General features: G+C 69.5%; 17 protein-coding genes. 9 read left to right on the top strand and 8 right to left on the bottom strand.

The window, feature by feature from the left end:
- The first annotated feature begins 165 nt into the window (after nucleotides 1–165).
- From ACWGIH_RS38415 to ACWGIH_RS38385, 7 genes are all read left to right on the top strand, one after another.
- Nucleotides 166–1,464, top strand: coding sequence for an extracellular solute-binding protein (locus tag ACWGIH_RS38415; RefSeq protein ID WP_453452440.1), 1,299 nt, complete (start codon nucleotides 166–168; stop codon nucleotides 1,462–1,464).
- Nucleotides 1,465–1,470: 6 nt separating this feature from the next.
- Nucleotides 1,471–2,460 (top strand): carbohydrate ABC transporter permease, encoded by a 990-nt coding sequence (locus ACWGIH_RS38410; protein ID WP_453452441.1) that lies wholly within the window; start codon nucleotides 1,471–1,473, stop codon nucleotides 2,458–2,460.
- On the top strand, nucleotides 2,457–3,293 hold the full coding sequence (locus tag ACWGIH_RS38405; RefSeq protein ID WP_190086024.1) for a carbohydrate ABC transporter permease: 837 nt from the start codon (nucleotides 2,457–2,459) through the stop codon (nucleotides 3,291–3,293). The genes ACWGIH_RS38410 and ACWGIH_RS38405 overlap by 4 nt, the downstream gene beginning before the upstream one ends.
- Nucleotides 3,294–3,364: 71 nt before the next feature.
- A complete protein-coding gene (locus ACWGIH_RS38400) occupies nucleotides 3,365–5,632 on the top strand; it encodes a glycoside hydrolase family 3 N-terminal domain-containing protein (protein ID WP_453452442.1) in 2,268 nt (755 codons plus the stop codon).
- 237 nt (nucleotides 5,633–5,869) lie between these two features.
- Nucleotides 5,870–6,817 carry an endo-1,4-beta-xylanase gene (locus ACWGIH_RS38395; RefSeq protein ID WP_453452453.1) on the top strand — a complete coding sequence of 316 codons (948 nt, stop codon included), beginning with the start codon at nucleotides 5,870–5,872 and terminating at the stop codon, nucleotides 6,815–6,817.
- Between the two features lie 407 nt (nucleotides 6,818–7,224).
- A complete protein-coding gene (locus ACWGIH_RS38390) occupies nucleotides 7,225–8,190 on the top strand; it encodes a glycoside hydrolase family 6 protein (RefSeq protein WP_453452443.1) in 966 nt (321 codons plus the stop codon).
- Between the two features lie 135 nt (nucleotides 8,191–8,325).
- Entirely contained in the window at nucleotides 8,326–9,636 is a 1,311-nt protein-coding gene (locus tag ACWGIH_RS38385) for a glycoside hydrolase family 6 protein (RefSeq protein WP_453452444.1), read from the top strand.
- A gap of 94 nt (nucleotides 9,637–9,730) precedes the next feature.
- Here ACWGIH_RS38385 and ACWGIH_RS38380 read toward each other — a convergent pair whose 3' ends face one another.
- The 7 genes from ACWGIH_RS38380 to ACWGIH_RS38350 all read right to left on the bottom strand — a co-directional run bounded on the left by ACWGIH_RS38380 (nucleotide 9,731) and on the right by ACWGIH_RS38350 (nucleotide 17,509).
- The gene (locus ACWGIH_RS38380) at nucleotides 9,731–12,433 is read right to left on the bottom strand and encodes a fumarate reductase/succinate dehydrogenase flavoprotein subunit (RefSeq protein ID WP_453452445.1); all 2,703 of its coding nucleotides are present in this window, start codon (nucleotides 12,431–12,433) and stop codon (nucleotides 9,731–9,733) included.
- Nucleotides 12,434–12,477: 44 nt separating this feature from the next.
- Nucleotides 12,478–13,266 (bottom strand): ABC transporter ATP-binding protein, encoded by a 789-nt coding sequence (locus tag ACWGIH_RS38375; RefSeq protein WP_453452446.1) that lies wholly within the window; start codon nucleotides 13,264–13,266, stop codon nucleotides 12,478–12,480.
- The gene (locus ACWGIH_RS38370; RefSeq protein ID WP_453452447.1) at nucleotides 13,263–14,180 is read right to left on the bottom strand and encodes an ABC transporter permease; all 918 of its coding nucleotides are present in this window, start codon (nucleotides 14,178–14,180) and stop codon (nucleotides 13,263–13,265) included. The genes ACWGIH_RS38375 and ACWGIH_RS38370 overlap by 4 nt, the downstream gene beginning before the upstream one ends.
- Entirely contained in the window at nucleotides 14,177–15,544 is a 1,368-nt protein-coding gene (locus ACWGIH_RS38365) for an ABC transporter substrate-binding protein (RefSeq protein ID WP_453452454.1), read from the bottom strand. Before ACWGIH_RS38365 ends, ACWGIH_RS38370 begins: the two co-directional genes overlap by 4 nt.
- Nucleotides 15,545–15,678: 134 nt before the next feature.
- Complete coding sequence (locus ACWGIH_RS38360) at nucleotides 15,679–15,906, bottom strand: 4Fe-4S dicluster domain-containing protein (protein ID WP_266533934.1); 228 nt, start codon at nucleotides 15,904–15,906, stop codon at nucleotides 15,679–15,681.
- Nucleotides 15,907–15,992: 86 nt separating this feature from the next.
- Nucleotides 15,993–16,763: a GntR family transcriptional regulator gene (locus ACWGIH_RS38355; protein ID WP_453452448.1), complete on the bottom strand. Its 771-nt coding sequence runs from the start codon at nucleotides 16,761–16,763 to the stop codon at nucleotides 15,993–15,995.
- A 161-nt stretch (nucleotides 16,764–16,924) separates the two neighbouring features.
- Complete coding sequence (locus ACWGIH_RS38350; RefSeq protein WP_453452449.1) at nucleotides 16,925–17,509, bottom strand: TetR/AcrR family transcriptional regulator; 585 nt, start codon at nucleotides 17,507–17,509, stop codon at nucleotides 16,925–16,927.
- Between the two features lie 249 nt (nucleotides 17,510–17,758).
- On the opposite strand from ACWGIH_RS38350, the gene ACWGIH_RS38345 reads away from it, so the two are divergent.
- Complete coding sequence (locus ACWGIH_RS38345) at nucleotides 17,759–18,694, top strand: alpha/beta fold hydrolase (protein ID WP_453452450.1); 936 nt, start codon at nucleotides 17,759–17,761, stop codon at nucleotides 18,692–18,694.
- A gap of 185 nt (nucleotides 18,695–18,879) precedes the next feature.
- Nucleotides 18,880–19,716, top strand: a complete 837-nt coding sequence (locus ACWGIH_RS38340; RefSeq protein WP_453452451.1) for a hypothetical protein — start codon at nucleotides 18,880–18,882, stop codon at nucleotides 19,714–19,716.
- A 264-nt stretch (nucleotides 19,717–19,980) separates the two neighbouring features.
- Here ACWGIH_RS38340 and ACWGIH_RS38335 read toward each other — a convergent pair whose 3' ends face one another.
- Nucleotides 19,981–20,205 carry a hypothetical protein gene (locus tag ACWGIH_RS38335; RefSeq protein WP_453452452.1) on the bottom strand — a complete coding sequence of 75 codons (225 nt, stop codon included), beginning with the start codon at nucleotides 20,203–20,205 and terminating at the stop codon, nucleotides 19,981–19,983.
- Nucleotides 20,206–20,647 lie beyond the last annotated feature (442 nt).

Raw genomic sequence — 20,647 nt, 5'->3', positions numbered from 1 at the left:
ACCCTGATCGGCTACACGGTCGCGGGGGGGCGGGGGGCCGCCCGGCCCCGGGGGGGGGGTTTGAAATTTTTTTTTTTTTTCCGCGCCCCCCCCACCCCCGCTCTGTGTCCGTAACTTCCGTGGCCATCTACCGATAGTTTTCGGATCACTTCCGGAAGGTGCGTCATGTCAGCCTCCGATTTCTCCCGCCGACGCTTCCTCGGCACTGCCTCCGCCGCCGGCCTCGGGGCAGCCGCGCTGACCGCGTGCGGCGGCTCCGACTCCGGCGGCGGGAAGGACAGTTCGGGCCGGACCATCGTGGAATGGTGGAACATCCAGACCACCGAGCCGTCGAAGACCGTCTGGCCCGAACGGGCGAAGGCGTTCGAGGCCGAGAACCCCGACGTGCGGATCAAGCTCGTCACGCTGGAGAACGACGCCTACAAGTCGAAGATGACGGCGCTGACCAGCTCCGGGAAGCTTCCGGACATCTACCACACGTGGGGCGGCGGCGTTCTGCGGCAGCAGGTCGACGCAGGCCTCGTCGAGGACCTCACCCCGTCCATCGAGCCGTGGGCCGACACGCTCGTGCCCGCGTCCGTCAAGGCCTACCAGTTCGACAGCAAGACGTACGCGGTGCCCTTCGACATCGGCGCCGTGGGCTTCTGGTACAACAAGGCACTCTTCAAGAAGGCCGGCATCAGCGCCCCGCCCACCACCTGGGCCGAGTACCTGGACACGGTCAGGAAGCTGAAGGCCGCGGGCATCACACCCATCGCCCTGGCGGGCAAGGAGAAATGGCCCGGCATGTACTTCTGGGCGTATCTCTCGATGCGGATCGCCGGGGTCGAGGGCATGCAGAAGGCCGCCGACGCCAAGGACTTCACCGGCGACGACTTCGTCAAGGCGGGCGAGCACCTCAAGGACCTGGTGGCGCTCAAGCCGTTCCAGAAGGGCTTCCTCGGCGATGCCTACTCCACCCCCACCGGGGAGGCCGCCGCCATGGGCAACGGCAAGGCGGGCATGGAACTGATGGGCCAGTGGGCACCCGTCGTACAGGCCGACGCGGGCAAGGGCATCGGCAAGGACCTCGGCTTCTTCGCCTTTCCCTCGGTGGCCGGCGGCAAGGGCGAGCTCACCGACGTGTTCGGCGGAGGCGGCGGCTACGCGGTCCGCAAGGGCGCGCCGAAGGCCGCCACGGACTTCCTGAAGTTCTTCATGACCCCCGAGTCCGACCGCATCCTGGTCTCCAAGGCCGACACGATCCCCGTCGTCAAGGAGGCCACCAGCGCTTTGACCGACCCCAACCTCACGGCGGTCTCCGACATGCTCGGCAAGTCCACCGGCTTCCAGCTCTACCTCGACCAGGCCTACCCGCCGGCCGTCGGCCAGGAGGTCAACGACTCCGTCGCCGCCCTCATCGCCGGCTCCAAGTCCCCCGACCAGGTGACCCGGTCCATCACCCAGGTCGCCAAGAGCCAGTAACAGACGATGACTTCGACCTACGTAAAGGACGCAGCCGAAGCCGTCGCCGAGCCGTCGCGGCCCGGCCCCGCCAACCGGCGTCCGCTCGCCCGGCGCGTCACCGACTGGCTGACGGCCGTCTCCTTCACCCTGCCCGCCCTCATCCTGTTCGGCGCGCTCGTGCTCGCCCCGATCCTGTACGCGCTCTACGTCAGCCTCTTCAACTGGGGCGGCTTCGGGTCCCCTTCGGACTACACGGGACTGGACAACTACAGCCGCCTCGCCAAGGACCCGGTCTTCCTCGGCGACCTGTGGCGCGGCCTGCACCTCGTCGGCTTCTCGGTGCTCGTCCAGCTGCCGTTCGCGCTCGCCATGGCGGTCCTGCTCAACCAGAAGCTGCGCGGCCGGGCCATCTACCGGATGCTGTTCTTCGCCCCGTACGTCCTGTCCGAGGTGATCACCGGCGTCCTGTTCTCCATGATCTTCGCGCCGGACGCCGGGCTCGCCGACAAAGTGCTCGGCGCGGTCGGCCTCGACGGGCTCGGCGGACTGTGGTTCGCCGACCAGTCGACGGTCATGCCGACCCTGTTCCTCGTGATGACCTGGAAGTACTTCGGCTTCCACATGATGCTCTACCTGGCGGGCCTGCAGGGCATCCCGGCCGAACTGCACGAGGCGGCCCGCATCGACGGGGCAAGCGCCTGGCAGCGCTTCCGCTACATCACCCTGCCCCTGCTCGGACCGACCATCCGCATCAGCGCGTTCCTGTCCGTCATCGGCGCCATCCAGCTGTTCGACCTGGTGTGGGTGATCTCGCAAGGCGGCCCCGACCACGCCTCCGAGACGATGGCCATCACCCTGTTCCAGTTCGGGTTCAAACGCTACGAGATCGGCTACGCCAGCGCGATCAGCATCGCGCTGTTCCTCATCAGCCTCGTCTTCGCCCTCGCCTACCAGCGCTTCGTGCTGCGTCGGGACACCGAAGGAGCCCTCACCAACATGCGAGCCACCCGATGACCGCACCCGGCCGCCGCCGCTTCGGCAAGGCACCCCTGTACGTCATCGTATGGCTGGTCGGCATCGGCATGGTGACACCACTGCTGTACGCCCTCGTATCCGGCTTCAAGTCCACCGACCAGCTCTCCAGCAACCCCTTCGGCCTGCCGTCGCCCTGGGTGACCTCCAACTACACGGACATCCTCGCCTCGGGACCCTTCTGGCGGATGCTCGGCGCCTCCACCCTGGTCGCCATCGGGACAACCCTGCTGACGGTCGGGGCGGCAGCCCTCGCCGCGTTCTCCCTGGCCCGATTCGCCTACCGCGGGCGAGAGGCGCTCTTCACGCTCTTCACGATGGGGCTGATGTTCCCCTTCGCCGTGGCGATCCTGCCGCTGTTCATCCTGCTGCGCACCTTCGGACTCCTCGACAACCCGTGGGGCGTGATCCTGCCGCAGGCCGCATTCGGGCTGCCCATCACCATCGTCATCCTGCGCGGCTTCTTCCGGCAGATCCCCGGCGAACTGGAGGAGGCGGCCACCCTCGACGGGTGCTCCCCCTTCGGCTTCTTTTGGCGGATCCTCCTGCCGATGGCACGCCCGGCACTGGGCACCGTCTCCGTCCTCGCCGTGGTGAGCAGCTGGAACAACTTCCTGCTGCCGCTGCTCGTGTTCAGCAACGAGACCTGGTGGACCATCCCCGTCGGCGTCCAGCAGTTCCAGGGCCAGTACGCCACCGACATCGCCCGCGTCTTCGCCTACCTCGTCCTGGCCATGGTGCCCGCGCTCGCCTTCTACGCCGTCGCCGAACGGCAGCTGGTCGGCGGCATCACCGTGGGCGCGACCAAAGGCTGACACCGCACCACGCACACCGCACCGCCAGGCCCCGCCACCACCGCCTGCACACACCGCACTTGAGGAGTTCCATGGTCAAGCCCTGGCAGGACACCACCCTGCCCGCCAAGGTCCGGGCGGCGGACCTGCTCGCCCGGATGACCACCGAGGAGAAGACCGCCCAGTTGTCCAGCGTGTGGCTGGGGGCCGACATCGACACCGACAGCACCGCCGTCGCACCGGGACAGCACGCCTACGTCGCCGAGAGCGCGGTCCTCGACGCCCTGCTTCCGCACGGTCTGGGCCATCTCACCCGCCCCTTCGGCACCGTCCCGGTCGAGCCCGCGGTGGGCGCGGCACGCCTCGCCGACCTGCAGCGCCGGGTCCGGTCCGCGAACCGCTTCGGACTGCCCGCGCTCGCCCACGAGGAGTGCCTGACCGGCTTCGCCGCCTGGCAGGCCACGATCTTCCCGACGCCGCTCGCCTGGGGCGCCACCTTCGACCCGGCCCTGATCACCGAGATGGCCGAATCCATCGGCACATCAATGCGCACGGTCGGCATCCACCAGGGCCTCGCCCCCGTCCTCGACGTCGTCCGCGACCCCCGCTGGGGGCGTACCGAGGAGTCCATCGGCGAGGACCCCTACCTGGTCGGCACCATCGGCAGCGCCTACGTGCGCGGCCTGGAGGCCGCAGGGATCGTCGCCACCCTCAAGCACTTCGCCGGGTACTCGGCCTCGCGCGGCGCCCGCAACCACGCGCCCGCCTCCATCGGACCGCGCGAACTCGCCGACATCTTCCTGCCCCCGTTCGAGATGGCGCTGCGCGAAGGCGGCGCCCGCTCCGTGATGGCCTCCTACAACGACATCGACGGACTTCCCGGACACGCCCACACCGGCCTGCTCACCCACCTCCTGCGCGACACATGGCAGTTCACCGGCACCGTCGTCGCCGACTACTTCGGCATCGCGTTCCTGCAGTCCGCCCACCAGGTGGCCACGACAGAGGGGGACGCCGCGCGGATCGCCCTCGCGGCCGGCGTCGACGTAGAACTGCCCGCCGCGCGCTGCCTGCCCGCGGCCGACCACCTTCCCCAAGACCTGATCGACCGCGCCGCCTTGCGCGTCCTCACGCAAAAGTGCGAGCTGGGCCTCCTCGACCGGGACTGGGAACCGGTCACGGGATCTAATGAATCCGCTGGATCTACGGAAGACGCCGAAGACGCGCTCATCGACCTGAACCCCCCGCAGATGCGGGACCTGGCGCGGGCCGTGGCGCAGGAGTCGGTCGTCCTGCTCGCCAACGACGCGGGGCTGCTGCCGCTGGCCGCCCACGGGCTGCGTATCGCCCTGGTCGGCCCCCTCGCCCACGAACAGGCCGCCATGCTCGGCTGCTACACGTTCCCGCGGCACGTCGGCGTCAACCACCCAGAACTTCCCGCCGGCGTCGACGTCCCCACGCTCGCCGAGGCGCTCCGCGCCGAACTGCCCAGCGCACTCTTCGTCGACGACCCGGCGCAGGCCGACATCTGCCTCGCCGTGGTCGGCGACCGCTCGGGCCTCTTCGGGCGCGGCTCGTCCGGCGAGGGCTGCGACACCGAAGGCCTCGAACTGCCGTACGGGCAAAGCGCGTTGCTCGACGAGGCGCTCGCCACCGGGACACCGGCCGTCGTCATCGTCCTCAGCGGGCGGCCCTACGCACTCGGCCGCTGGGCCGACCGGGCCGCCGCCGTCATCCAGGCCTTCTTCCCGGGGCAGGAGGGCGGCGCCGCCGTCGCCGGAGTCCTGTCGGGACGGGTCGAGCCCTCGGGGCGCCTTCCCGTCGGCGTGCCGCGCGGCCCCGGCGGCCAGCCCGCCCCCTATCTCGCGCCGCCGCTCGGCCGCCGAGGCGACGCCAGCAGCGTGGACCCCACCGCCCTCTACCCGTTCGGGCACGGCCTGTCCTACACCACGTTCACCTGGGACGCCCCGCAGTGCGACACCCCCGAACTGCCCACCGACGGCGATACCACCCTGCGCCTGACCGTCCACAACACCGGTGAGCGACCCGGCACCGAGGTCGTCCAGCTCTACCTCCACGACCCGGTCGGCACCGTCGCACGCCCCGAGGTCCGGCTCGTCGGCTACGCCCGCGTACCGCTCGAGGCCGGGGCGTCCGCCGAGGTCCACGCCACCTTCCCGGCGGACCTCGCCGCGTACACCGGAGCCGACGGCCGCCGCGTCGTGGAACCCGGCGCCCTGGAACTACGCGTCTCCGCATCCAGCGAACGCATCCATCACACCGTGCCGCTCACCCTGACGGGTGCGGAGCGGGAGGTCGGGCACGAGCGGCGGATGCGGTGCGAGATACGCGTCAAGTGACGCGTGGAACCAGCACGCGCACGGTCAACCAGCCTTCCCCATCCATGCGTTGAGGAGTAGCACCATGCGCACACCCGCCCCCCGCACCCCCGCCCGTACCCGCGGCAGAGCCGCCGCCTTCGCGTCGGCGGCGGCCCTGCTGCTCGGCCTGGCCGGTATACCCGACGCACACGCCTACGCCGACCCGCACGCCGACGCCGGTACCCGGCACCGCCCCGCCACGCCACGCTCGACAGCCTGGCCGAGCGCACCGGCCGCTACTACGGTTCCGCCGTCGACAACCCCGAACTCGACGACACCGCGTACGCCGACCTGCTCGGCACCGAGTTCGGCAGCACCACGCCCGGCAACGGCATGAAGTGGTACGCCACCGAACCCCGGCGAGGCGTCTTCGACTTCACCGCGGGCGACGAGATCGTGGCGTACGCACAGGCCCACAAGCTGAAGGTCCGCGGCCACACCCTCCTATGGCACAGCCAGCTGCCCGGCTGGCTGGAGAACGGCACCTGGAGCGCCCACGAGCTGCGTGCGATCCTCAAGAAGCACATCACGACCGAGGTGCGGCACTACAAGGGCAAGGTCTTCGCCTGGGACGTCGCCAACGAGATCATGAACGAGGACGGCACGTACCGCGAGAACATCTTCTACAAGACCCTCGGCCCCGGTTATATCGCCGACGCCCTGCGCTGGGCCCACGCCGCCGACCCCGGCGTGAAGCTCTATCTCAACGACTACAACGTCGAGGGAATCGGCGCGAAGTCGGACGCGTACTACACGCTCATCAAGCAGCTCAAGGCCGACGGCGTGCCGATCGACGGATTCGGAATGCAGGCCCACCTCGCCCTGCAGTACGGCTTCCCGAACGACATGAAGGGCAACATCCAGCGCTTCGCCGACCTCGGCCTCGATGTCGCCATCACCGAGCTCGACATCCGCATGATCCTTCCGTCGGACGCGGCCAAACTGGCCCAACAGGCCGACTGGTACGGGCAGGTGACCCAGGCCTGCCTCGCCGTCCGCCGCTGCGTCGGCATCACGCTGTGGGGCTACTCCGACCGCCACTCGTGGATTCCGTCGGTCTTCGAGGGCCAGGGCGCGGCGCTGCCCTGGGACGAGAACCTCCGGCGCAAGCCCGCCTACGACGCGATCGCGAAGGTACTCGCGGCCGCGAAGCGGGGGAAATGACGGTGACGGTGGTGCGCGGGGCGGAGACCATACGTCGCCGTCCCGCCGTCCCGCCGTCCCGCCGTCCCGCCGTCCCGCCGTCCCGCCGCCTCGTCGGGCTCGGGAGGTCGACTTCTCGTCCGCCGCAGGGCCTTCTTTGCGTCACATGACGCGAAGTTGACCGAGAACTCTTGACACGTCCGTCCCTCGCCAACACGATGCCGCCCATACCCAAAGGCGTCGGACGCACTTGGGGCCGCCTCCGATTGGGAGCGCTCCCATGCTGCTCCGACGCCGACGCTTTACGCCCACGGGCCCGAAGCCACCGTCGCCCGGGGACGTCGCACCTCGTACTTCCTCAGCGCGCCGCACGCACACGTTCACATCGAAGGGCGTGCGGTGCGTCCCCCGACAGGAAGAGGTTCCCCGTGTTCAGATACCGACGTGCCCTGCTCGCGCTGCTGCTCGCCTTCCCGCTCGCGCTGGCAGCCCCCGGACTCGCCCACGCCGACAGTCCGGTGGCGATGACCAGCGGGTTCTACGTCGACCCCCACTCCACCCCCGCGGCGTGGGCCGCCGCCAACCCCGGTGACGGCCGCGCGGCCGCGATCAGGGACAACATCGCGGCCAAGCCGATGGCCCGCTGGTTCGGCAACTGGAGCGGCACCATCGGCACGGCCACGGGCGCGTTCGTCGGCGCGGCCGATGCCGTGGACAAACTGCCGGTCCTGGTCGCCTACAACATCCCCAACCGTGACATCTGCGGCGGACACTCCGGCGGCGGCGCAGGCTCGGCAGACGCGTACAGGACGTGGATTGCCGCCTTCGCCAGCGGCATCGGCAGCCGTCCGGCCGTCGTCATCCTGGAGCCGGACGCCCTGGGAGACACGAGCTGCATGACACCTGCGCAGATCGCCGAGCGCAACGCGCTGCTCAACAACGCCATCGACCAGTTCAACCAGAAGGCCCCCAACACCTGGGTCTACCTGGACGCCGGCAACCCGGCCTGGCTGGCGGCCCCCACGATGGCGCAGCACCTCGCCGACGCGGGAGTGCGCAAGGCCCACGGCTTCTCGCTGAACGTCTCGAACTACCTGACCACCGGCGAGAACACCGCGTACGGCAACGCGATCAACGCGAAGCTGAGCTCGACCTACGGCTACACCAAGCCCTACGCCATCGACACCAGCCGCAACGGATACGGCTCCAACGGCGCATGGTGCAACCCGGCAGGCCGCAAGCTCGGCACCCCGACCCAACTCGGTGGCGGAGCCGAAATGCTGCTGTGGGTCAAGACGCCCGGTGAATCCGACGGCAACTGCGGGGTGGGCGCCGGATCTGTGGCCGGCCAGTTCCTTCCCGAGGTCGCCTACAAGATGATCTACGGCTACTGACATACCCGTCCGGGCTGCCACCCCTTGCGCTCCCGTGGCCGTGCCCGGTCGCTGCATTCCGTCCCCGTCTTCGCCCCCGTCCCGTTCCTGTCTCCGTCCCGTTCCTGTCCCCGTCCGCCCCGACCAGGAGCACACATGAGATCCGGTATCCGGCCCATCAGACGCATGGCCCTGCTCGCCTCAGCCGCCCTGCTGACCTGCGCGGCAGCCCCGGCCGCACAGGCACAGCAAGCACCCGCCGAACAGGCACAACCGGCCGAAAGGGCACAACACAAGGTCATCACCCCCACCACGCGCTTCTACGTCGACCCGCACAGCAAGGCCGCCGAGCAGGCGAAGACCGACCTCCGCAAGGGGGACCGGGCCAACGCCCTGAACATGGCCAAACTCGCGAGCCAGCCGCAGGCCGAGTGGTTCACCGAAGGCACGCCCGCCCAGGTCAGAAGAGAGGTGCGCAAGCTCGTCCACGCCGCCGCGGCCAGCCGGCGTGTGCCGGTCCTCGTCGCGTACAACGTCCCCGGCCGCGACTGCAGCCTCTACTCCGGCGGTGGAGCCGCCTCCTCGGCCGCATACCGTCAGTGGATCGATGCCTTCGCCGAGGGCATCGGCAACCGTAAGGCCGCCGTCATCCTGGAGCCCGACGGCCTTGCGGCCCTTCCCAAGGACTGCGCCGGCGACATCGACCCCACCGGCGAACTCACCGCCCACCGCATGGCGGACCTCGCCTACGCCGTGCGCACCCTGAAAAGCGAGCCGAACACCGCTGTCTATCTCGACGCGGGCAACAGCCAGTGGAAGTCGGTCGGTGACATCACGCAGCGACTCCTGGACGCGGGCCTGGAGCAGAGCGACGGCTTTGCCCTCAACGTGTCCAACTACCAGCCCACCAACCAGACTTCGCGCTACGGAACCTGGATTGCCAAGTGCGCGTGGTACGCCACCAAGGGACCGGAGGCGGCTCGCGGCCACGCCGACTGGTGCGCCAGTCAGTACTACTCGCCCGCCGCGCCCAACGACGGCGCCCCGGGCAACTCCGTCTCCCCCACCGATCCATCGACCTGGCACTGGACCGACGCCTGGTTCGCCCAGAACACGGGCGGCGCGTCCACCGATGAACTGGCGCGCTTCGTGGTGGACACCAGCCGCAACGGGCTTGGGGCCTGGACGCCGCCCCCGGGCAAGTACACCGGCGACCCGGAGACATGGTGCAACCCACCCGGCCGCGGCATGGGCCCTCGCCCCACCGCCGACACCAAGGCCCCGCTCGTCGACGCCTACCTGTACGTGAAGACCATCGGCGAATCCGACGGCAGCTGCACACGCAACACCGGCGGCACCATCGACCCCGAGTACGGCATCGTCGACCCCGCCGCCGGCGTCTGGTGGACCGAACAGGCCCACACCCTCGCCCGCAACGCCGTACCCGGTCTGGAATTCCCCCGGTAACTCCCGGCAACCCCCGAGCTTCACCTTCTGGAGCGCCAGTGGGCAGCGGGAAGGCTGGCTGTACGCAGTGGTTGGGCCGACGTCGGTGCAGCCATCAGGCAGGCGCAGCCGCCCGAGCCGCGTAGGCGCGGACGTCCGCGTCCGGGTCGAGGACCGCCGTGGCGAGTGCCGTGCGGGCGTTCTCGTTCGCCGGGTGCTGGAGCAGGGCCAGGACCGCGGCCTTGCGGACGTCGGCGTTGGCGTCGCCGAGGGCCTGGGACAGGGCGGGTACGGCACGGTGGGCATCGGCAGCGCCCAGGGCCGTGGCCGCGCCTGCGCGTACCTGCCAGGACGGGGCGGCCAGCGCGTCTACCGCCGTGAGGTCGTAGGGGGTGGGGCAGCCCACGGTGGCCAGGGTGGTGAGGGCTGCCGCGCGGACCAGGATGTCCGTGTCGTGGAGCAGGGGGGCCAGCGCCTGAGGGGTGTCCAGGCCGCGGGCCACCGTGACGCGGACCTCGCGGGCCGGATCGGCTCCGGCGCGGGCGACGGCATCGAGGGCGCCGACCGAGACCAGGGCTCGCACCGATGCGATCCGGACCTCGATGTCCGGGTCGGTGAGGGCAGGGGCGTAGGCGGCGGCGTCGCCCAGTCGCAGGGCGCGCAGGACGTCCAGTGCTGTCGAGCGGACCAGTGCGTCCCCCTGGGTGAGGGCGTCGTGCAGTCCCCTGCCCAACTCCCCCTCTGAGGGCAGGACTTCGACCAGTTCGCGCAGGGAGGCGGCAGCGGCGCCGCGGACTCCTGGATCCGGGTCCGAGAGTGTCGCGGCCAGCGCCGGGCCCGTGCCCGCGGGGACGGTCTCGGTGAGGGCGGCCACGGCCGCGCGGCGGACGGCGGGGTCCGGGTCGGTCAAGAAGGGGTGCAGGAGCGGGAGTTCGGGTTCCTCCTCGGTGAGGGCGAGCAGTTCCAGGATGCGTGGCGAGTGGGAGGCGGCGGCGGTCGTCTCCCGCGCCGTGGTGGTGCTCGTTCGGGCGCCCGATCCGACCGGGGCCAGGTCGCGCTGGCCTGCCGTGGCCACCTGCTCCGGGTGTACCTCGCCCAGGTGGCGTGACGCGCCGCCGGTCGGTGTGAATTCCTCGACGGGTATCAGGTACGGCTCGACTGGGCGGGCGGTGAACTCCATCGTGCCGGTGGCAGACTTGCGCAGGTCCAGGTGGTGCAGCCAGCCGTTGTCGTCGCGCTTGGGGTGGTCCGTGCGCTCGTGGTAGAGGCCCCAGCGGGACTCCGTCCGGGCCAGGGAGGAGCGGGCCGCCATCTCCGCGCAGTCCCGGATGAAGTGCACCTCGGCGCAGCGCATCAACTCGTGCGGCGTCTGCGCACCCATGTCGTCGATCTCGCCGCGCATCCGCTCGAAGTGGTCCACGGCCAGCGACAGCCGCGCGCCCGACTTGGGCGGTGCGACGTAGTCGTTCACGAAGCGGCGCAGTTTGTACTCGACCTGCGGTTGCGGCGGGCCCTCCGGGTTGCGCAGCGGGCGGTAGATCATTTCGTGGGCGTTCCGGACCTGGCCGCTCGGCAACTCCCCCTCGTACGAGTCCCATTGAGCGGCGTCCGCGCCCGCCAGGTCGCCGAAGACGAATGCGCCGATCATGTAGTTGTGCGGGACGCAGGCCAGGTCGCCAGCGGCGTACAGACCGGGCACGGTGGTGCGGGCATGGTCGTCCACGCGCACGCCCGACGCCGAGTGGCCGCCGCACAGGCCGATCTCGGAGATGTGCATCTCGACGTCGTGGGTGCGGTAGTCGTGGCCGCGGTTGGCGTGGAAGGTGCCCCGGGTCGGCCGCTCCGTGGAGTGCAGGATGGTCTCGAGGGCGCTGATCGACTCTTCCGGCAGATGGCTGAGCTTGAGATACACAGGCCCGCGGTCGGAGGCGAGTTCGGCCGCGAATTCCGACATCATCTGGCCCGACCAGTAGTCGGAGTCGACGAAGCGCTCGCCGTGCCGGTTGACCTGGTAGCCGCCGAAGGGGTTGGCGACGTAGGCGCAGGCGGGGCCGTTGTAGTCCTTCATCAGCGGGTTGATCTGGAAGCATTCGATGCCGGTGAGCTCGGCACCGGCGTGGTAGGCCATGGAGTAGCCGTCGCCCGCGTTGGTGGGGTTCTCGTACGTGCCGTAGAGGTACCCGCTCGCGGGCAGGCCGAGGCGGCCGCACGCGCCGGTCGCCAGGATCACGGCGCCGGCGCGCACGGTCACGAACTCACCTGTACGTGTGTTGAATCCGGCCGCGCCGACAGCCCTGCCGTCCGCCGTGAGCACCCGGACCGGCATCACGCGGTTCTCGATGCGGATGCGCTCGCGCATCTCGCGGCGGCGCAGCTGGCGGTAGAGGACCTTCTTGACGTCCTTGCCCTCGGGCATGGGCAGGACGTACGAGCCGGAGCGGTGCACCTGGCGCACCGCGTACTCGCCGTGCTCGTCCTTCTCGAACTTCACCCCGTAGGACTCCAGGCGCTGCACCATCGAGAAGCCGCGGGTCGCGGTCTGGCGGACGGTGGACTGGTCGACGATGCCGTCGTTGGCGCGGGTGATCTCGGCTACGTAGTCGTCGGGTTCGGCGCGGCCGGGGATCACGGCGTTGTTGACGCCGTCCATGCCCATGGCGAGGGCGCCGGAGTGGCGCACGTGTGCCTTCTCCAGGAGGAGGACGTCGCGGCCCTGTTCGGCCGCGGTGAGCGCCGCCATCGTGCCGGCCGTTCCGCCGCCGATGACGAGGACGTCGCAGGAGAGCTCCTGGGCGTCGGTGACTGCGGGGATCTGCATGGAAGGAGGGCCTCTCAGGTGCCGAGGAGTCTGGTGCCGAGGAGTCAGGTGCCGAGCGATGTCAGGACGGTGCGGCGCAGCTCGACGGTGGCGGGATCACGGTGGGAGGTACGGTCGCGGGGGCGCGGTACGTCGAGTACGGCGAGGGCCCCCGAGGTGCGGCCGGTGCCGAGGAGCGCGACGCGGTCGCCGAGGAAGAGCGCCTCGTCCACGTCATGGGTGACGAAGACGACGGTCGCGCCTGTGCCGCGCAGCACCTCGGCGAGGAGCTGCTGCATCCCGGCTCTGGTCTGCGCGTCGAGCGCGCCGAACGGCTCGTCCATGAGGACGGCCCGCGGCTCTCCCGCGAGGGCGCGGGCGAGCTGGACACGCTGCCGCTGGCCTCCCGAGACGCGGTGCGGGAGTTTGGCGCCGTGCCCGCCGAGGCCGACACGCTCCAGCCATTCTTCGGCCTGGGCTCGGCGCCAGGTGCGCCTCAATCCTTTGATGGCCAGCGGGAGTTCGACATTGGCCCGCAGGGTGCGCCAGGGAAGCAGCGCGTCGTCCTGGAAGATCAGTGCCCGCTCGGCGTGGGGTGCGGTGATGGGGTTTCCGTCCTGGGTGACCTGCCCGCCGAGGGGAGGCAGCAGCCCGGCGAGGGTGCGCAGCAGGGTGGACTTGCCGCAACCGGAGGGGCCGACGACGGTGAGGACCTGGCCGGGCGCGATGTCCAGGTCGAGCCCGTCGAGGACGGCGGCCCCCGCCCGTCCGATCGAAGCGCCGCGCAGGGTGAGCCGGGTTCCTCGGGGCGGGGCGAGGACGGGAGCGAGGGTGGTCTCGGGGGGTGTGCTCATGGGGTCACGCCTCCTTGCGTCTCCTTGTGCAGGCGGTCCGGCGCGTGCGCGGAGGCACGCGGCCCGGCATCGTCGGCCGTAGAGATGCGGGGTTCCGGTCGCGGAGTCCTCGGTTTGGACCGGCGCGGCAGCGCCTGCGCCTCGACGCGGGTTTCCGTCCGTGGCAGCCACCGCGTGACTCTGCGGCCGAGCGCCTCCACCGCCGTCGATGTCATCCAGCCGAGCGCTCCGATCGTCACCATGCCGACGAAGACGCCGGGGTAGTCGACCACCGTGTAGTCCTGCCAGGTGCGGTAGCCCACCCCGTACTCGCCGGAGATCATCTCCGCCGAGATCACACAGATCCACGCGACACCGATGCCCACGGAGAGCCCGCCGAGAATGCCGGGCAGCGCTCCCGGCAGGACCACCGAGCCAAGGACACGCCACCGGCCGGCGCCCATCGTCAGGACGGCCTCCTCCCAGACCGGCGTCAGGGCGCGCACCGCGTGCCGGGTGGAGACCATGACGGGGAAGAACGCCGCGGTGAACGTGATGAAGACGATGCCCTGCTCGTTGCTGGGAAAGAGCAGGATCGCCACCGGCACCAGGGCGATCGCCGGGATGGGCCGCAGCACTTCGAGGACCGGTCCGAGCAGGTCGGCGGCCAGGCGCGAACGCGCGATCGCCGTGCCGACGGCCACGCCCGCGACCGCCGCGAGGGCGAAGCCGGTGAGGATGCGGCTGAGGCTGTCGGTGAGGTCCTGCCAGTACGCTTCGCTGCCGATGCGCTGTGCGAACTCCCGCGTGACGTCGACGACCGTGGGGAACTGCTCGAAGCGCAGCCACAGTTCGACGTCCAGCGCGGTCAGGAGCTGCCACAGGCCGAGCGCGGCGGCGAGCGACACGGCGCGCAGCAGGTGATGCCCCGTCATGACGCCTTCTTCTGAGCCTGGTTGTACCTGAGGGCCTGCTGGTACGAGAGGGTGCGCGCACCCGGATGCGCCTTGGTGTAGGCGGCGGCGGTGGAGGGTGTGACGAAGGGCAGCACCTTCTTGCCGTCCGCCACCCACAGTGCCTTGTCGGCGAACCACGGCGTCCCGGTCGTGGTGTCGGGGACGTACGCGGCACGCACCTTGCCCTGATGCGCGGCTGCCTGGCGCAGCAGGGCGGCCGGGTCGGCGAAGGACCGGGTCTTGCGCTCGCCCTTCAGCCACAGCTCGCTGCGCGCGGGCTTGGGGGTGGCGGTCAGTGCGGAGGCGTATCCGGAGCCGTGGGCCTTCTTCACATACCGCTCGTCGACGAAGGCGTCGACATCGACGTCGCCCACCAGCTTCGCCGACTTCAGGACGGGCACGTCCTTCTTCAATGCGGCCACCAGCGCGGGTTTGATCGTCGTGTCGAAGGTGGCGATGCCGTGCGCGCCGTTGTAGAGGTAGACCACCTCGGGCGGAAGACCGGTCGCCTCGGCCACCGACTCGGCGGCCGCGACCGGCCGCTTGTTGAGATAGTCGGTCGCCTTGGCCTGGGCGCGCAGAAAGTCCTCCAGGACTCCGGGCCGCTTCGTCGCGAAATCCTCCCGCGCGGCGACCCCGTGGAAGGTCGGCAGGTCCAGTTCCGCACCGTCGTACAGTGCTCGGGCCCGGTCCTGGAAGGCGAGCAGGCCGGGCCACGCCACGAACTGCGAGAGCGCGTCGGCGCTGCCCGCCTGGAGCGCCGAGGCGCCCACCGCGGGCTGCTGGTTGAGCTTGCGGATGTCCTTCTCGGGGTCGATGTCCGCCTGCCGCAGCGCCCGTACCAGCGTGCCGTCGGCAGCCGAGCCCACGCTCGTCGAAACCTTCTTGCCGCGCAGGTCCTTCAGCGATGAGAGCTTCGAATCGGTGGCGGTGACAATGGTGTTGAGGCCGCCACGCAGGTTGTAGCCGGTGACGGAGACGAGCTTCGTCGGACGGTTCAACTGGGCACCACGGGCAGCGTTGATCAAGAGAGGGAAGTCGCCCATCGACCCGATGTCGATCTTCCCGGCCGTCATTTGCGCAGTGATCGGTGCGCCGGTGGCGTAGTCCTGCCACTTGACCTTGTACGTGATGCCCTCGCGCTTGCCGCGCGCGGCGAGTTCGCGTTCGAAGTAGCCCAGCGACCGCAACAGCGTTCCTGCGGTGACGGTGTTGATGGTCTTGGACTGGTAGCCGATCGTCACGGTGACGGTACCGGAGTCGTCCGCGCTCGCCCCGCCGCAGCCGGCCAGGGGGAAGGTCAGCAGGGCGGCCGAAGCAGCGGCAAGCGCCGTACGCTTCATGGGCGCTGTGCGTGTCATGGGCGTTGTGCGTGTCATGGACGCTGTGCGTGTCATGGACGCTGTGCGTGTCAGGGACCTTATGCGTGTCATGGGACTGGGAGCCTCTCGACCTTCGTCGCCTTCCTTTGCTGCCTTCACCGGAGCAGATAGGGCATGTTGACCGTGACCGCGTCCGTGGGGCAGCGGGCGGCGCACGGCCCGCAGTACCAGCACTCGTCGACGTGCATGAAGGCCTTGCCGCTGTCCGGGTTGATCGCGAGCGAGTCGAGCGGGCACATGTCGACACAGAGCGTGCAGCCGTCGATGCACTTCGACTCGTCGATGGTCACGGGCACGTCGGCGCGCTGGGGGGCCAGAGGCATGGCTGTCTCCCGGAGAGAGTGGAAAGGGTGAGAAGTCACAAAGGACTGGCGGACCGGCGGGTCCGATGGCCCAGAAGGGCCGACGGTCAGAGCGCGCGGTGGAGCAACCCGCTCATGGCGATGCGGTCGCCGCGGAAGCGGATGAACTCCAGGTCCACGGGGCGCCCGTCGGACAACGAGGTGAGACGTTCGAGCATGAGGACGGCGGCGCCACGCGGGGCCTCGAGAACGGCGGCGGAGTGCACGTCGGCGTTGACGGCCTCCAGGGTGATCTCGGCCGTGCCGAGCGGCTGACCGGTCAGGGTCTCCAGCAGCCGGAACACATCGGTGTTCTCCAGGTCGCAGCCGATGAGACCGGCGCCGATGTCCATCGGGATGTAGGTGAGATCGAGGGAAAGCGGCAGGCCGTTGAGCCGGCGCAGCCGCTCGATGTAGAGCACGTCGGTGTGCTCCACGAGGCCGAGCCGCCGCGCCACGGGTGCGGGCGCGGGGGCGGGACCGACCGTACGGACTTCGTTGGTGACGTCTCCGTGTTCGTGCAGGGTCTCGGCGAGGCCCTGCAGCCGGTCCAGGCCGTGCGGATACTTCTCGGACACCACGACGGTGCCGACTCCGGGCTGCCGTTCGAGCAGCCCTTCGGTACGAAGCAGGTCCAGCGCCTGCCGGACGGTGTTCCGGGAGACGTGGTAATCGCTGCCGATCGCGCCCTCCAGCGGAAGGACACCGCTGGGAAAGCCCCCCGTGCGCACCTGGTGGCGCAGGAGGTCGGCGAGCTGTCGCGCCTGGTCTGCGCGCAGCCGGCGCCGTCGGGCGGCGGCGACCGGCACAGTGTGCTCGCGGATACGTTCGGCTGGCATGCGAGGGACCATACCGACGGGACCGCGCTCGTGGTGTTGCCGCAGTATTGCGCCACTCACCCCCTCACACGCACCGCGTCTGACCTGCGGGTTCGCGCGGCCGTCGGGAAGATCTGCCAGGCTGCACGGAGTCGAGGGGGAACCTGCCGTCGTCAGATCCGTTATGCGCGCAGCGCCTGCGACAGCGCGTCCAGGCTCACGCCCACGATGGCCAGGAGCTGCGCCGGGCTCGCCCCGGCTCTGCTCATGACGGCGAGCGACTGGTTCACAGCCGCCGCATGTAGAGCAAAGGCCTCGGCGTCCTCGTCGGTCAGTCCGCCTGCTTTCAACGCGGTGCGCAGGCGCAGACGCTGGAAGCCGAGCGCCTGCTGAGCGTGCGCTGCAATGCTCGGACTCAGCACGGGAATTGCCATCGATGTCTGGGCAATCAGGCATCCATCAGGTAGTTCGGGATCGGCAATGCGCCCGAGGGTGACGTCGAAGAACGCACGAACAGCAGCAACGGGTTCCGAGGCCGCGCACGCTAGGGCGGCGTCGTACTTCTCGCCGTAGCGCGCGGCGTAGAGATCCAGGCAGCGCAGGAAGAGCGTGTCCTTGTCGCCGAGGGAGGAGTAGATGGAACTGCGGTTCAGGCCGGTTGCTCGAGACAGATCGTCCAATGAGGTATCGGCGTAGCCGTCACGCCAGAACTGGGTCATCGCGGCGTCGAGCGCCGTGTCCATGTCGAACTGTTTCTTGCCTGCCACGTGGTACTTCCTTGCCGATGCTTCGAGGGTCCGGACTGCGCTGCGCACCATTCTATCTTGAACTGACCAGTTCACGATGTGTAGCCTCCAAGCGTGGTCATGGCCATGCACCCCGCGCACTTCGCGACCGCGCGAGAACCACACCACGTGGTCCCAGCCACCGCCGTCAGCTACACCACCCCAACCGCACACCTGACACCTGACACCTGACACCTGACACCTGACACCTGACACCGATGGAGGGTCCCCGTGACCGGACCAGCAACCAGCACTCCGAACGCCTCTGAAACCAACCCCATCCGCGACCTGCCCCTGCAGGATCTGGCCGGATTCACCCACCGCTGGGTCGACGCGGACGGCGTCCGCCTTCATGCCGTCGAAGGCGGACTGCCGAGCGGCCCGGCCGTTGTCGTGCTCGCCGGATTCCCGCAAACCTGGTGGGCCTGGCGAAAGGTGATGCCCGGCCTCACCCACCGATTCCGTGTCATCGCGATCGACCTGCCGGGTCAGGGCCACTCCGAGCGTCCGGAGCACAGCTACGACACGCACGCGGTCGCCACGCATGTCCACGCCGCCGTGAAGGCTCTCGGAGTGTCGACATACTCCCTGGTCGCCCACGACATCGGTGCCTGGGTCGCTTTCTCCCTCGCCCTCAACTTCGAGAGCCACCTGCGCAAGGTCGCTCTGCTCGACGCAGGAATTCCCGGTATCACTCTCCCTGAGGCGATTCCCACCGACCCGCATCGAGCGTGGAAGACGTGGCACTTCGCGTTCCACAGCGTGCCCGACCTGCCCGAGACGCTGCTTGCCGGCCGCGAACGCGATTACGTCGGCTGGTTCCTGAAGATGAAGGCCCTGTCTCCCGACACGTTCGACGACGCCGAGCTCGACCACTACGCGGCGGCCATCACCGTCGACGGCGGCCTGCGCGCTTCTCTCGCGTACTACCGAGACGCCGCAAAGTCAGCACGTCAGAACCGCGAGGCCCTCAATGGGCGGCGCCTGACGGTGCCGATCCTCGGAATCTCCAGCAGCCACGGCTCTGTTCCGGACATGGCCGCCTCCATCAGCCCATGGGCAGACAGCACCAAGGGTCTCGTCGTGCCTGACGCTGGACACTTCATCCCCGACGAGCAACCCGAAGCTATCTCTGCCGCACTAGCAGACTTCATCGACGGCGACTGACACCCGACACCCGTCATACCGGCCCCACGCGCCGCCCGGGGCCGCGCGACACCCAGACGGCGTCCTGCGCTTCTCAAGCATCATCACGTGGCATGGGGCGCGGTGCGGGCGTAACGTCGATTGAGGGCGAGATACGGCACGTGGGACTCCCTCGTGCACCGATCCGTTTGCCGGGAGGTCGCGGCATGATACGGGGTATCCGCAACACCATTGGTCTGATCCTGGCCGCCGTCGGCGCTGCCGCAGCGCTCTGGGCACCATTTCGCAGTTGGTACAACGGCAGGCTCGGACACGACTTCCGGGTCTGGGAGCTCTTCACTGGAGCCGGTGTGACGGACTCGGGCGCGGGTTTGTTCGCGTCCATGTTCCTGCCCCTCCTCGTCGGGGCAGTCCTCACGCTCCTAGGCGTGGTGTTTCGATCCCGCTTGCTGGTCCTCAGCGCCGGAGTCATCACCCTCGGATTCGCCATCCTGTGGATGGTCCGGCAGGGGCAGGCCCAGGGCAGCCTGACGGTCACGGGAGACAGCGACGGGCTCGGCAGCGGAGTTGCCCTCGCCCTGCTCGGCGGTCTCCTCATGCTGATCGGGTCGGCCATCATGGGCGGACGCGAGCCCCGGGCCCTGCGCAGGGAGCGCCATCAACATGAGCGGGACACGGTGCACGATGACGACCGGGATCGCCGTGACGCCGACACCGGCCGTCCCTACGGCGTGGCCGCCCGAGAGCAGGACCCGGCCGACGCCGCCGCCCGAACCCGCACCCAGAACGTGCGCCCCACCACCGGCGCCGGTTCTGGCCAGCAAACCCCACCGGGAGGTGGCGCGCCGCAAGGATTCGCATGGGCGCCACAGCGGCCGGAGTCGGCACCGCGCGGCCGACCGGTCCCGGCCCGGGAGGCGGACAGCAGCGACCCCACGCGCGGCGACGCCGACCGAACGCAATACGAGCAGAGCGACGAGGCCAAGGGCTCCCGCACGTCGGACGAAGACCACTGGGGGCCCCGGGCGGACCCACCGAGGTGACCACCCCTGAGCTACACCGGCGCGACGGCGCGCTGTCCAACCCGTGCCGCCATCACTTACCTCACGTGCTCAGCCGTGCTTTGCGAATACTGCGAGTGGCCAAGGACGCGTGCATTCGCTCCACGAACCTGACCAACGACGGCCACGCCTTGCCAACTTTTCCCATGGATCGGACACAGCGAGGTCCAGGTCGACACGGAGAAGCCACACGCCCACGCACAGTCGCCAATCGCGCTGTGTCACACCAGTAAGCTCCCGGCTGACTCAGACGTCGCCCTCGGCGCCCAGTACCCGCCGCACCGTCTGCTGGGCAACGTAGAAGTCCGTGTCAGAAACTGCAGGATCATCCTCTACCTGGTCGAGCCATTCCGAGATCTCCTCGGCCGTCCACAGGTCGAACCCCTTGGGGATGTCCAGCGTCGTAGTACTCGAGCGCAGCTCCTCGGCAGCAGCCGCTTCCGTGACGCTGCGTGTACTCACTTCGATCATCGTGACTCTCCCTTCGGAACTGATGGGGTTACGGACGGGCGACCCTGCCAGAGGCGTCCCGCTGATGTCCAACTCGTCGCTCTTGCGTTCGCTCGTCGCCGTACAGCACGACGACTGCGCGGGCGCAGATCCGCTTGACCGTGACGAGGGTTCGCCTCCCCCGCCGTGAGCCGGGCGCAGAAGACGACCGGAGCCACGATGCTGTTCAGCGCGCCGCCAGCCGGAAGACCGGTGGCGGGCGGTCCGGTCGGCCCCGGGGGTAGGCCCTGATGCACGATCAGGACCGGGGGTGCGGGGGGGCTGCACATCGCGGCGGCCGTGTGGGACGAGGGTTCCTTCTCCTGAGCCCTAGGCAGTGTCTTCAAAGTGGCCGGAGCCAAAGGAGTGTTGATGCCAGGGTGACGGCGGCTTTGTAGGACGTCGCCGTCTTTTCATAGCGAGT

It is taken from the genome of Streptomyces sp. NPDC054872, from assembly GCF_053610705.1.
Note: the sequence above shows the minus strand (reverse complement) of the source record. Positions and strands in the feature narration are given on the sequence as shown.